A 12,742-nucleotide genomic window follows, 5' to 3' on the forward strand; every position below is an offset into this window, starting at 1 on the left:
TAAACCAAACGTTAGCAGAACATTTGAACTGCCATAGGTCTCCCTAGAAATCAAGGCTAATGAACACCCAATTACGTTTTAGTATTCGCATGTCGATTATTTCTATAATTTCACCACAAGACCTTTGGTTTTCTACGAATTACCGTTATTTTAGTGTAAGCTTTTACATACTTTACCAACCTTGAATTTACGCCTACTCACATTTTTTTTAGCCACCTTTTGGTACTGTTCGGTCCATGCCCAATTAGAGGCCTCTATTTGGTATTTTGGTGAAAATGCCGGTCTTGATTTTCGCTCTGGCACCCCGATACCCCTATTAGACGGCCAAATAGCTACCCGTGAGGGTTGTAGTGTTATTTCCGATGCTACCGGAAACTTGCTTTTTTATTCTGACGGTCTCACCGTATGGAACCGAAACCATCAGGTAATGGCCAATGGCACCGGCCTTGCGGGGCACCCCTCATCGACCAATGCCGGAATCATCGTGCCCTCACCAGGTATGGCGAACATCTATTACATCTTTACCTCGGGAGCTTTTGACAATTTTAATCTTGGGGTGCATTATTCCGTTATTGACCTGTCACTCGATGGTGGGTTTGGTGAGGTCGTTACCAAGAATATTCCGTTATTGATTCCGGCAACCGAAAAGTTGACCGCGGTAAAACATGCCAATGGAACTGATATATGGGTCGTCACCCATGATCTATCGGGATCATTTTATGCATACCGGGTTACAGCGACCGGGGTTATCACCACCCCTGTCTTGAGTACGGTAGGGGTTGACCTTTCAACGTTTGCCGATATAGATGGCCGTGTATCGGGTCAGTTAAAGTTTTCACCCGATGGTACAAAAGCGGTAGTGGTACATTCAAGGGTTTCTGCAGAACTTTTGGATTTTGATGCCTCGACAGGGCAATTTAGTAATGCGCGACATTTGGTTGATGACATCGGAGAATTTGGGGATGTGCTCTATGGTGCGGAATTTTCCCCATCTGGCAGGTTTGTCTATGTAAGCTATTTTGCAACGGCCATTTACCAGTTCGATACCCAGCTTGCAAACCCAATACCCTTAGAGTTGTATGCTTCAACCCCATTCGGCCCACAACAATATGCAGCAATGCAATTGGCCATAGATGGAAAAATTTATATCGCCGACTTTTTTCAAAATTCCTTGAGTATCATTCAAAACCCAAATTTATTAGGTGCAGCTAGTAATTTGCAGTTCAATGTGATCGATTTGGGCGGGCGTTTCAGCAATGTAGGCCTACCCCCCTTTATCCAATCTTTTTTCTTTGTTGGCGATATTCAGGCACAAAACCTTTGTTTTGGGGATAGCACGGCATTTTCAATCAATACTTCAGAGGCCATTACCTCCATTAATTGGGATTTTGGCGATGGCACTACATCAACATTGGAAAACCCAACACATATTTATACGGCACCGGGCACCTATACGGTCAGTGTGGTGGTGTCCACAGCATCAGAAACCAAAACGGAAACCAGTCAGGTCACTATTTTCGAGATACCCACGGCAAATACCCCTGGGGACATATTGGGCTGTACCTCATACGGCAGTTACAATCTAGACCTGACTTCTTTTGACCCAACGGTATTGGGCACACAAGACCCCGATACGTTCACGGTATCCTATTTCTTGACCCAGGCCGATGCCGATGCGAACAGTAATCCCATTGGCCCCGTCCATTCTTTTGATTATGGTACCACCACCGTATTTGTTCGGGTCTCCAATACAAACAACAGCCTATGCTACGACACCACCCAATTCGATGTGGTGGCCCGCCAGGCCCCTTTAGTGGACGTTGTTACCGATTGGAGCGTATGTGATGATGATCTCGATGGGCGGTTTATCTTTGACCTGACCCTAAAAGATGCGGAGATATTCAATGGACAGGACGAGACCTTGTTCGACATCCTATATTTTGCTACCCAAGCGGATGCCGATGCCGGCACCGACCCCCTGCCCATTCCCTATACCAATACACTGCCCCTAGAGGAAGTGTTCTTTCGATTTCAGAACAGTACCTATACCTCTTGTTTTAGAACGGGCAGCTTTAATATTGAGGTCCTGGAAGGGGTCACGGCCAATACCCCCACCGATCTGTCGGTCTGTGACGACGATAACGACGGACAGGCCAGTTTTGATTTGGGCGCTACCCTACCGGAAATCATCGGGGCCCAAAATGCGGGCGATCTGGTCATCAGCTATCACGGTTCACAAGCTGATGCCGATGCGAATACCGACCCGTTGCCCACTGAGTATTCCAGTACCGCCTATCAGACCACGATTTACGTTCGGGTCGCCAATGCCTCCGATACTTCCTGTTTTGATACCACCTCGTTCGACCTGACCGTTTTCGATACCCCCATGGCACAGACCGTTGCCGATTGGCAGGTCTGTGGTGACAATAATGATGGAACATACGGCTTTGATCTTAACGAAAAGGCCAATGAGATCTTGGCCATGGCCAGTGGGGCCAATGTTTTCTTTTACGAATCTCAGGTGGATGCCGAAATGGCACAAGACCCCATCGCAGGTACTTTTCAGAATACCGGCAACCCCCAGACCCTTTATTTTCGGTTGGAGAACACCTTGAACCCCCATTGTTTCGACGTAGGTAGCTTTCAGCTTGAGGTCTTCGATACCCCGACCGCTTTTCCACCCAGTGCCATTGTCATCTGTGATGTGGACGGAACGGGAAGCTATGGCTTCGACCTCTCCCAAAAGGATACCGAGGTATTGAACGGGCAAGATCCCGATACCTACCAAGTGAGCTACCATGGTTCTGAACTGGATGCCCTCAACAATGAAAATGCCGTTTCAAAAACCGACTACCGAAACACCGGTTTGAACGAGACCATTTTTGTTCGGGTACAGCATTCACAATTCGATATTTGTTACGATGTGTCGAGCTTTGACCTTATCATAAACCCATTGCCGCAATTGGATTTGGAGGAAACCTATGTGATCTGCCCCGATAGTCCGGACCTGGTCATCGACGGGGGTATTTTTGAAACTTATGAATGGCGTAATGCCGATAATGAGATCGTCGGTTCGCAACGAGAATTGGCCGTTTCGGAATTGGGGGTATACAGCCTTACGGTGACCCGAACGACCAACGAAGTGGTTTGTGAGAATACGGCAAGTTTCGAGGTGCTTTCCTCCGGTGCCCCCGAGAGCTTTACGGTGGATGTCAGTGGTTTCTCCGATAGCATCACCTTGATCGTCGACGCCTTGGGTATCGGGGATTTTGAGTATTCCATTGATGGGACCGACTTTCAGTCATCGAACAGCTTTGAGGTCTTGCCGGGTACCTACACCGTCTTTGTTCGTGACCCTTTGGAATGCCGCGTTCTTGAACAAGAGGTCATGGCCATAGGGTTTCAAAAATTCTTTACTCCCAACGGCGATGATAGGAACGAACATTGGAACATTATCGGGGCCGGGAACATGCCTAATGCCCTTGTCGCCATTTATGACCGTTATGGCAAATTGCTACGGCAACTGTCACCAAGCGATACCGGCTGGGACGGCACCTTTCAGGGAAGCCCCATGCCCTCGGCGGATTACTGGTTCAGGTTCGATACCGGTAATGGACAACAAATGACAGGGCATTTTACCTTGAAACGATGAGACAGAATTACCTACATGTGAAAATGTAGCGTTATAATACTAATCTCCTTAATCTTTTATTTAGCCTAGATAATCTAATCTTGGCACCTTTAGAATGCCATAACCAAGAACCTAATGGAACTTCAGTAGCCAAATTATAATTTTCAATTGTCAATCGATTTCACCTACTGCTGTAAACATTGACTTATTCATACGACCTAATCTAAAAATCTTTTCATGCGCACCTCTTTTTTCATAGTCTTAAGTGTTTTTTTTAGTCTTAACGTTAATTCCCAAAACATGACCTCGGCAGACCTCATCGAAATCATCGAAAAACAAGCAGATACCGTTGATGTTAAAGGAAACTCCGTTCAGTTTGTATTCAAAGAGGCGATGCTCGTTTGTATTTTTGATGAAAATGCGAACCGCATGCGCATCATCTCCCCCATTGTAGCACTAGAAAAATTAGAGGAGGAACAGTTATTAAATTCATTGGTTGCCAATTTTCACTCTGCTTTGGATGTGAAATATGCGCTAAGCGATGAAATCGTTTGGTCCGTTTTTATCCATCCGCTCAAAGAGTTATCAGAAGGGCAACTAATCGATGCTATCAATCAGGTTCATACGGCTGCAATCACCTTTGGAAGCACTTATTCCAGTACCAATCTCATATTTCCCGGTAATTCGCAAAAACCAAAAAACACCGAGGAGAAAATCTTGAAGAAATTTTAATTTGAACCTTGGGGTCAATCCCCAAAACTATTTACAGCGATTTTCCCTTTTACGCCTTTAAAAAAGGTCCTGATTTTTCTGAAATCCAAATTAATGTTATCCGTAACATATAGGGGTTCTGCGATAGTAACGGTTTTTTTAGCAAAATCAAAGGCGACCATAACGATGGGTACCTCGGCCGATTTCGCAATATAATAAAAGCCTGTTTTTAAGGCCGTTACTTTCTTACGTGTTCCCTCGGGGGCCAGACACAGCCGAAACACTTCTCGCTCTTGATAGATACCGGCTACACTCTCTACCATATTGGAATGTTTCTCACGGTCTACGGGTGCCCCACCGGTCATTTTAAAAAACCAGCCAAAAGGGGGTCTGAACAAACTCTTTTTACCGACATAGTTGATTTCTTGCCTAGAAATGGCACGAACCAAAATACCAATGATAAAATCCATCCAATGGGTATGCGGAATCACAATGACCACGTACTTGTTCAAATCAGGAAAGGAACCCACCAATTTCCAGCCCATTAGCCTAAAATAGATGAACTTGGCCAAACGGTGCATTATGTTCTTGATTTAGTACGGTTGTTCAAAAAAGAATCTTATATGTTGCGATAGATGGCACGTATTCCTTCTTTCGAAATCAGTTCTTTCCAATCTTTCCCCAATGCATTTTCCCAAAGGGCATCCATGGAATAGGCCACGGCAACCATGGTATCCATTTCCGATTCGCTTAAATTGGCGCAGATATTCTTGGGTAAAGTGATAGTGTGCCTTTCGCACATCGTTTTAAATAGGGCCACCCCTTCGGGGTAAAATTCCCCTAAATATTGAAATACCAAGCAGTTGCCCAAACCATGCTTGATACCTAGCAGGTAAGACAGCCCATAACTCATGGCATGCGCCACGCCAACTTGTGAATAGGCGATGCTCATACCACCATGCCATGAAGCCATCATCAGTTTTTCTTCTGCAGAATCTTGTGATAAATCACCGAGAAATACCTCTTTACATAATTCGAACGCCTTTTCTCCATAACTCTGGCTAAAGGCATTCAGATAGGTACCCTTTAAAGATTCCACACAATGGATAAAGCAATCCATACCCGTATAAAACCATTGTTCTTGGGGTACGGTACGCAATAAATCGGGATCTAAAAGTACTTGATCGTAGGTAGTATAATCCGAATTGATACCCAACTTCTTTTCAGGACCCAATAATACTGCGGTACGAGACACTTCCGCTCCTGTTCCACTAATCGTCGGAATGCCCACATGGTATAATGCCGGTCTGGTAACTAGGTCCCATCCTTGATAGTCTTTAGAAGAACCCTTGTTTACCATCATTATGGCGACTGCTTTGGCCAAATCAAGCAAAGTGCCACCACCAATACCCACTATTCCCGAAGGCAGTTCATCAAAATCATTGTTGATTTTTTCAACTAAGGCATCCACTTGGCCCGTTTTCGGTTCCTCATCGGCCGATATGAATATGATCTGATCATTGAACAACCAAGGAATCCTTTGCTCCAATTGCTTTCCTTCAAAAAAATCGTCGACCAAATAGATAAACGGTGCATCTGAATTTCTTCGTTTTGGTAGTAGTATTTGCTCTAATTGGTCAAAACTACCCCTGCCAAATACCACACGGGGCACCATGGGAAAGTTCTTGTATTTATTTTTTGTGTTCAGCGTTACGCTTTGTTTTTCTGTTTTATTCTTCAACTCCATCTCAATTCAAATACTTCAAAATATCCCTAATCGAGGATAATTTTAAATGATTGTTGGCCTGTTCCTCCTCGTCTGAAACCATTTCATGTGCCCAAGTCGTGTGAAAAGGTACATGCACCGCTTTTGCACCAATGTTTAATATAGGTATAACATCTGACTTCAGGGAATTCCCTACCATTAAAAATTCATTGACAGCTATCCCGAGATGATTCAAAAGGTTTTTATAGTTCCGTTCTTTTTTATCACTTAAAACCTCCACATGGTGAAAATAATTGGATAGACCCGATTTTTCAAGCTTTCGCTCTTGGTCCAATAAATCACCTTTTGTCAAAACGATCAATCGATATTTCTTTTCCAATTGCGCCAAGACCGCTTCCACGCCGTCCAAAACCTCAACCGGATGTGTTATCATGTCTTTACCAAGTTGCACTATTTTTTCTAACGTATCAGCGCTTACCTGTTTATTGGATAAATCCAAAGCAGCTTCTACCATCGAAAGCATGAACCCCTTGATACCATACCCATACAATTCAAGATTCTTCATCTCTACCTTAAAAAGCTCTTGATCTATCTTATTCTTGGTTTCATAATGCTCTAAAAGCTCGGCAAAACGCGCTTCGGTTTCCCTAAAGTAGGTTTCATTCACCCAAAGGGTGTCATCGGCATCAAAACCAATTACTTTTATGTTTGAAAAATCTATTTCCATGCCTTTTTTGCGCGTTCTAAATCTTCTGGGGTGTCAATTTCAATACCGGTAACATGGGTTTCCACCATTTTTATTTTCCGACCATATTCCAAAAAGCGGATGGCTTCAATTTTTTCAGTAGCTTCCAAGGGCAACATCGGTAGTTTCTGAAAATCCGCCAATGCCCTTTTTCGAAAAGCATAGATCCCTTTATGCTTGTAATAGGTCGCTCCTGCATTCTTATCCCTTGGATATGGGATTGGGGCCCTTGAAAAATACAGGGCAAAATTATTATCGTCCACAATGACCTTTACGGTGTTCGGATTCGATATTTCATCCCAATCGGTTATGGGTGTCATCAGTGAGGCCAAATCGATTTCTTTGTCCTTATCATTTTTGAAGACGGCAATAATACGTTCTAAACTCACCTTATCAATAAAGGGTTCATCACCTTGAACATTTATGGCAATATCAACATCTAGGGATGCTACGGCTTCGGCAATACGATCACTACCGCTCTCATGCGTGCCCTTGCTCATCATCACATTACCTCCATTCTCTTTAATAAGGGCATAGATAACCTCGCTATCGGTCACCACTACTACATCGTCAAACAGGTTGGTGGCCAGAACGGCTTCGTACGTTCTTAAAATAACCGGTTTACCCTGTAGATCTTGCATCAGCTTTGCAGGAAATCTAGAGGCTTGGTAGCGGGCCGGTATCATTGAAATTATTCTCACGGTACGGGATTGGGTTTTATTTTCGTCTTGGTCTTAATTTTCTATAAATTCTAAATATGACCACTAAGATGATAATTACCAAAATGATGGCCAAAGGTGGTACTAAGATCGATGCTGTCGATACCGCTACTGCAGTGCCTGTTTCAACGGTTGAAACGATAGGATTGGCTACGCCCCCCGTTGTAGCGGTTGAGGTAAGCCTACCCGCGGCATTCGCACCTTTAATGGCCGATGCCGTTCCCCCACCGGCAATAATAGCCAAAGACCATGTTACCACGGGATCTAAATTGACCACCGTAGATACCATTACGGCAGTTCCTGCTATTGCCGCAAGGGGTACTGCAATACTATCAAGGGCATTGTCTACCCAAGGAATGAAATATGCGAAAACTTCGGCCAAAGTGGCAATACCCAATGTCATTACCGCTGCCAGACTTCCAATCCAAGTCCAATTGTCATTTAGGTCCCACACACCAAAATAAGCCGCAAGGCTAAGGGCGAATAAAGGAAGAAATACCCTGAACCCTGCAGAGGCTGCAAGACCGATACCCAAAAACAAACTAATAATGGTCTCAGAGGTCATTACTTCTATTTTGTTAAAATTAAGTTATTCACCATCAACAAAAAAATCATCTTTGAATCCGATAAGATACAGTTTCTCTTTTGCCCTTGTTACCGCGGTATACAACCATCTCAAATATTCTTTGTCCACCCCATTCGGCAAATAGGGCTGTTCTACAAAAACCGTGTTCCATTGTCCCCCTTGCGATTTATGACAAGTAATGGCGTATGAAAACTTTACTTGAAGGCCGTTAAAGTATTTGTTGTTCTTGACCCCCAAAAATCGTTTGTATTTTGATTTTTCATGTGCATAATCCTTTGAAACTTCTTGATACAAGCGGTTGCCCTCTTCATACGATAAAGAAGGGGTCTCGGCTTTTATGGTATCCAATAAAAGAACAGTTTCAAAAGGTTTCTGATTCGGATAATCGACCATTTGTACCTTGACCTCGGCAAATTTGAACCCGTACAGCTCTTTTATGGCGAACAGCTCTAAAACCTCAATAATATCGCCATTGGCAATGAAACCGGCTTCTGAGCTAGGTTTTAACCAGAAATAATTGTTTTTGACGACCATCATATAATCCCCGACGGAGATCTCGTTTTCCAAAAAAAGAATACGCTGGCGAATATTTTCATTGTACAGGTTGGCCCTTTTATTGGACCTTACGATTATCGCGGTTTCTTCTTTACCTTGCTCTGCGTACGAATTGTCAATGGCTTCCTGTATTTCATGACCGTCTATCAACCTCACGATATCGGTAAACCCAGAGGTTCGAAACTTAAATTCCTCAAAAAAATCATTTTGAAGTTGTTCCCTAAGGTTGGTGGCATTGAATAGAATGCCCGATTCCGAAGCTTGTCGCATCACTTCGTCCAGCTCTACTTTAGTCACTTCTTTGTTATAATTTAGCGACAACCTGTTTTCATCGAGTGCCGGACTCAAATCCAATTTTACGGGGGGAAGTTGGGCCGTGTCGCCGATCAGAATCAGCTTACAGCTATGGCCAGAGTAAACAAAATAGATCAAATCATCCAATAGGGAGCCATTTTCGAATAATTTGGAATCAGATGGGGCATCAGGTATCATTGAGGCCTCATCAACTATGAAAATAGTGTCCCTATGTTTGTTAGGTGCCAAAACAAATTGCACGCCACCACCAGATTGCTTTTTCGGAAAGTATATTTTTTTATGGATGGTATAGGCCTGCGCCTTCGCATAGTTCGACATCACCTTTGCCGCCCTACCGGTCGGGGCCAACAAAATGGCCTTCATCTTGGCACGCCATAAGTTCTTGACCAAACTACCTGTAATCGTTGTTTTACCGGTACCGGCATACCCTTTCAATAGAAACAGCCGTTCCTTTTCATTGGCAAGTGCAAAATCCGCTAATTTTTGAAGCGTGACCTCCTGCAAAATCGTCGCTTTATGTGGAAAATTTTCCAGTAAAAGTTTGTAAAAATCTTGACTTTTCAAGTAGGTCATAAGCCTTCAAATATAGTCATCATTTTTAGGACAAAAACTTTTGTGATTAAAAAAAAATTGTAGATTTGTGAATAACCACTAAATCTAATTAACACTTATAAAATGAAGACCATCTTACAAATTGTACTCTGGGTTGTTTGTATACTTTTAGGTTATTTGATCTATCAGTCCGTCAATGCCCCGATAGAGTTCAACAAAGTTCGAAAAGAACGTTTTTCAGCGGTGATTGCCAAACTGAAAGATATCAGGGATTCCCAAGAGGCATACAAATCGGTGAACGGTAAGTATGCAGGTAATTTCAATAGCCTTGTCAAGTTTGTCGATACGGGCAATTACACCATTACCCAGCAAAGGGATTCTTCATTCATGAAGTTTGACAAAGTGTACCAAATTGAATTGCAAAAAGACACCGTTATCATAGACACCTTGGGTTTTGTTAAGGTCAAGGATTCCTTATTTAAAAATGACGACCGTTACAAGAGTATGATGGAGGTACCCTATGCCCAAAATGGAGAAAAGTTTGAGTTGAAGGCAGATATCATTGAAAAAAGCGGATACCGTGCCCCGGTATTCGAGGCTAAGGTCAAGAAGAGTGTCGTTCTCTATGATCAGCCCGGTGACCTATTAGCAAGGGAAAATGCCCATGTTAGTGTCGAAGAGGTAAATGGAACAGAATTAAAAGTCGGTTCACTTACTGATGTAAGTACCAACGGTAACTGGCCACCGATATATGATAGAAAAGGCGACCAATAGCATAGCGTCACAACATACTGATAGTAATTCATTTAAAAAGTTGTCCATTCAAATCGGTTTGAATGGACTTTCTTTTTTTGTTTTGGATACCTTGACCAATACGGTGCTATTGACCGATAAGATTGTACTGAGCGATACCGCTACGCCCTACCTTTTGCAAAAATCGCTCAAAGAGGCCATCGAAAAGTATCGGTTAAAGCCCTCGTTGTTTTCTGAGGTATCGGTTATCCATCAAAATAGTTTATTCACACTCGTACCCAAACCGCTATTTGAAGTTGAAGAACTCGCTAACTATTTGAAATTCAATGCCAAGTTATTGGCCAATGATGAGGTGGTTTATGATGAACTAAAGAATCAGGGATTGGTCTGTGTTTACGTACCATTTACCAATATCAACAATCTATTGTTCGAGCTTTTTGGTGAGTTCGAGTACAAACACCTTACTACGGTAGTCTTACAGACCTTATTCAATCAAAAGCCAAGCATGAAAAAAGTCTGCTATGCCCATGTATCTGATGGCTTTTTTGAACTAGCGGTATTTGACCAGAAAAAAATGCTGTTCTACAACCAATTCGAATACAATACCAAAGAAGACTTTTTATATTATATCCTCTTTACATATGAGCAATTACAGCTGAGTACCGAATCGATCAAATTAAAACTATTTGGGGCGATTGAAGAAGGGGATGAATTGTATAACATATGTTATGATTATATCAAAAAAGTAGTCGTATTTGAGCCAAAAACAACGGTTCCGTTGAACTTTGACCAACAAGATTCCATAGACTTGACGTTATTAAGCTCATTCTAATGCGGATTATTGCTGGACGTTATAAAGGGAAACGACTTATTGCCCCTAAAAAATTACCCGTAAGACCCACAACCGATATGGCCAAGGAAGCATTGTTCAATATTCTAAACAATCGCTATCATTTTGAGGACCTAAAGGTTTTGGATTTATTCTCCGGAACAGGAAATATAAGTTTTGAATTTGCTTCAAGGGGTGTGGAAACCATCACCGCTGTAGATGAAAACGCTAATTGTACGAGGTTTATCAATAGAACGGCAAAAGAACTTGATTTTGCTATTACGGTCATTAAGAATGATGTGTATCGACATTTGAAAAATGAGACTGCAAAATGGGATATCATTTTTGCCGATCCCCCTTACCACCTTAAGACCAACCAATTCATGGAACTTGTGGATTTGGTTTTTGAGAACAACATTCTTGAAAATGAAGGCGTACTGATTGTAGAGCATTCCGATCAAACTGATTTGAGTGAATCACCCAAATTTTCAGAAAGCAGAAAATACGGGAGTAGTGTTTTTAGTTTTTTCGTTTCCGATTAAACTTGTTGCCAAGCCCACACACTAATTGGGGTCCATAAACGTTCTGAAAAAAACGATTTATTTTATGAAATACCTCAAGCTTTTATTTTTATTCGTAGTGACCTTCAGCATTATTTCTTGTAGTGATGATGACGAGGCAGACCAACCCATTGATGCAACTACATTAATTGGCACTTGGGATATGACTTCTTTGGCAAGCGTATTAGCGCTTAAAACGACCCTTGAGGGATCGGAAGTTACCATAGGGGGCATTAGCACTGGAGAAAATATTGATTTTACGATAACATTTACGGAAACCGAGTATACGGTGAACGGAACCTATGATGTAGTTACTGTTGGCACCTTGAACGGGGAAGATGTGAGTACGGAAACCGAATCTTTAGAATTTATGAATGAAAGTGGTTCGTATACCCTAAACAATAATACGATCGAATTTCAGAACGGTGTGTTGATCGAAGATAATACGGACTTTGAAATTGATGACCCTGGCCTAGAGCAATTGACCGTTTCCTTTACCAATAATGGTCAGAACCTCACCTTGTCGCAAGATGTCGATACCGTAACTGAAGAGGAAGGTGTACCTATTTCGTTCGTCTTTGAATCTGATATTCAGTTTACCAGACAATAATCAAAAAGTAGCGTATAAAAAGCCGAACGTATTGTTCGGCTTTTCTTTTTTAAAACAGGCCGTAAGCCGGATTCTGTTATCACTTAACGCGAACCCTTATCATTTATCTAGACTTTTGATTACCCAAAAGCTCAAACCGCCTACCCTCCAGCTCAAGCGTGCCGCTTTCAAACACTGGTTTACATGACGTTTCACCACATAGAGTTTACCTGATTTCACTACAGCCGAACTGTACTTGCTTTCTGTTGCACTTGTCCGCCCTTGACCTTAAGCCAAGGTGACGGGTGTTACCCGCTATGCCGCACTATGGTGTCCGGACTTTCCTCCCCGTTTATAAAAACCATCGTATTTTAAAAAAATTGAAACCTCAACTTTAGTAAGTCAACAAGTTCGTAACGGAGCGATAAGGAGACCTGCGGTACAAAGGTACATCAATTGTTAATAAAAAAC

General features: G+C 42.5%; 12 protein-coding genes and 1 other RNA gene. 6 read left to right on the forward strand and 7 right to left on the reverse strand.

From position 1 onward, the window contains the following. Positions 1 to 181 precede the first annotated feature (181 nt). Both AACM45_RS17805 and AACM45_RS17810 read left to right on the forward strand, forming a co-directional pair. Positions 182 to 3,652, forward strand: a complete 3,471-nt coding sequence (locus tag AACM45_RS17805; protein ID WP_339144311.1) for a T9SS type B sorting domain-containing protein — start codon at positions 182 to 184, stop codon at positions 3,650 to 3,652. A 216-nt stretch (positions 3,653 to 3,868) separates the two neighbouring features. Then, the gene (locus AACM45_RS17810; RefSeq protein ID WP_339144313.1) at positions 3,869 to 4,363 is read left to right on the forward strand and encodes a hypothetical protein; all 495 of its coding nucleotides are present in this window, start codon (positions 3,869 to 3,871) and stop codon (positions 4,361 to 4,363) included. Positions 4,364 to 4,377: 14 nt separating this feature from the next. On the opposite strand, the gene AACM45_RS17815 is transcribed toward AACM45_RS17810, so the two are convergent. From AACM45_RS17815 to AACM45_RS17840, 6 genes are read right to left on the reverse strand one after another with little or no spacing between them, the layout of a single operon-like run. Then, entirely contained in the window at positions 4,378 to 4,923 is a 546-nt protein-coding gene (locus tag AACM45_RS17815; RefSeq protein ID WP_339144315.1) for a 1-acyl-sn-glycerol-3-phosphate acyltransferase, read from the reverse strand. Positions 4,924 to 4,961: 38 nt separating this feature from the next. After that, entirely contained in the window at positions 4,962 to 6,089 is a 1,128-nt protein-coding gene (locus AACM45_RS17820) for an iron-containing alcohol dehydrogenase family protein (RefSeq protein ID WP_339144316.1), read from the reverse strand. 1 nt (position 6,090) lies between these two features. Then, the gene (locus tag AACM45_RS17825; protein WP_339144318.1) at positions 6,091 to 6,795 is read right to left on the reverse strand and encodes an HAD family hydrolase; all 705 of its coding nucleotides are present in this window, start codon (positions 6,793 to 6,795) and stop codon (positions 6,091 to 6,093) included. Then, on the reverse strand, positions 6,786 to 7,499 hold the full coding sequence (gene kdsB, locus AACM45_RS17830) for a 3-deoxy-manno-octulosonate cytidylyltransferase (protein ID WP_339144446.1): 714 nt from the start codon (positions 7,497 to 7,499) through the stop codon (positions 6,786 to 6,788). The genes AACM45_RS17825 and kdsB overlap by 10 nt, the downstream gene beginning before the upstream one ends. A gap of 31 nt (positions 7,500 to 7,530) precedes the next feature. Continuing rightward, positions 7,531 to 8,097 (reverse strand): DUF4126 domain-containing protein, encoded by a 567-nt coding sequence (locus AACM45_RS17835; RefSeq protein WP_339144319.1) that lies wholly within the window; start codon positions 8,095 to 8,097, stop codon positions 7,531 to 7,533. A gap of 24 nt (positions 8,098 to 8,121) precedes the next feature. Next, positions 8,122 to 9,561, reverse strand: coding sequence for an ATP-dependent DNA helicase (locus AACM45_RS17840; RefSeq protein ID WP_339144321.1), 1,440 nt, complete (start codon positions 9,559 to 9,561; stop codon positions 8,122 to 8,124). Between the two features lie 102 nt (positions 9,562 to 9,663). Between AACM45_RS17840 and AACM45_RS17845 the strand changes: the two genes are divergently transcribed. The 4 genes from AACM45_RS17845 to AACM45_RS17860 all read left to right on the forward strand — a co-directional run bounded on the left by AACM45_RS17845 (position 9,664) and on the right by AACM45_RS17860 (position 12,292). Continuing rightward, positions 9,664 to 10,314, forward strand: a complete 651-nt coding sequence (locus AACM45_RS17845; RefSeq protein WP_339144322.1) for a hypothetical protein — start codon at positions 9,664 to 9,666, stop codon at positions 10,312 to 10,314. Further along, positions 10,292 to 11,125: a DUF3822 family protein gene (locus tag AACM45_RS17850; RefSeq protein WP_339144323.1), complete on the forward strand. Its 834-nt coding sequence runs from the start codon at positions 10,292 to 10,294 to the stop codon at positions 11,123 to 11,125. Before AACM45_RS17845 ends, AACM45_RS17850 begins: the two co-directional genes overlap by 23 nt. After that, entirely contained in the window at positions 11,125 to 11,664 is a 540-nt protein-coding gene (gene rsmD / locus AACM45_RS17855; RefSeq protein WP_339144324.1) for a 16S rRNA (guanine(966)-N(2))-methyltransferase RsmD, read from the forward strand. Before AACM45_RS17850 ends, rsmD begins: the two co-directional genes overlap by 1 nt. 64 nt (positions 11,665 to 11,728) lie before the next feature. Then, complete coding sequence (locus tag AACM45_RS17860) at positions 11,729 to 12,292, forward strand: hypothetical protein (RefSeq protein WP_339144326.1); 564 nt, start codon at positions 11,729 to 11,731, stop codon at positions 12,290 to 12,292. A 46-nt stretch (positions 12,293 to 12,338) separates the two neighbouring features. Here the strand turns inward: AACM45_RS17860 and rnpB are convergent. Further along, positions 12,339 to 12,668: RNase P RNA component class A (gene rnpB / locus AACM45_RS17865), an RNA gene on the reverse strand. Positions 12,669 to 12,742: the final 74 nt, after the last annotated feature.

The organism is Croceitalea sp. MTPC5 (genome assembly GCF_036985505.1).
Lineage (GTDB): Bacteria > Bacteroidota > Bacteroidia > Flavobacteriales > Flavobacteriaceae > Croceitalea.

What these genes read in the sequence shown, in the direction of transcription:
- AACM45_RS17810 (WP_339144313.1), top strand. Translation starts at nt 3,869, where the DNA reads ATGCGCACCTCTTTTTTCATAGTCTTAAGTGTTTTTTTTAGTCTTAAC.
- AACM45_RS17815 (WP_339144315.1), bottom strand. Translation starts at nt 4,923, where the DNA reads ATGCACCGTTTGGCCAAGTTCATCTATTTTAGGCTAATGGGCTGGAAA.
- AACM45_RS17820 (WP_339144316.1), bottom strand. Translation starts at nt 6,089, where the DNA reads ATGGAGTTGAAGAATAAAACAGAAAAACAAAGCGTAACGCTGAACACA.
- AACM45_RS17825 (WP_339144318.1), bottom strand. Translation starts at nt 6,795, where the DNA reads ATGGAAATAGATTTTTCAAACATAAAAGTAATTGGTTTTGATGCCGAT.
- kdsB (WP_339144446.1), bottom strand. Translation starts at nt 7,499, where the DNA reads ATGATACCGGCCCGCTACCAAGCCTCTAGATTTCCTGCAAAGCTGATG.
- AACM45_RS17835 (WP_339144319.1), bottom strand. Translation starts at nt 8,097, where the DNA reads ATGACCTCTGAGACCATTATTAGTTTGTTTTTGGGTATCGGTCTTGCA.
- AACM45_RS17840 (WP_339144321.1), bottom strand. Translation starts at nt 9,561, where the DNA reads ATGACCTACTTGAAAAGTCAAGATTTTTACAAACTTTTACTGGAAAAT.
- AACM45_RS17845 (WP_339144322.1), top strand. Translation starts at nt 9,664, where the DNA reads ATGAAGACCATCTTACAAATTGTACTCTGGGTTGTTTGTATACTTTTA.
- AACM45_RS17850 (WP_339144323.1), top strand. Translation starts at nt 10,292, where the DNA reads ATGATAGAAAAGGCGACCAATAGCATAGCGTCACAACATACTGATAGT.
- rsmD (WP_339144324.1), top strand. Translation starts at nt 11,125, where the DNA reads ATGCGGATTATTGCTGGACGTTATAAAGGGAAACGACTTATTGCCCCT.
- AACM45_RS17860 (WP_339144326.1), top strand. Translation starts at nt 11,729, where the DNA reads ATGAAATACCTCAAGCTTTTATTTTTATTCGTAGTGACCTTCAGCATT.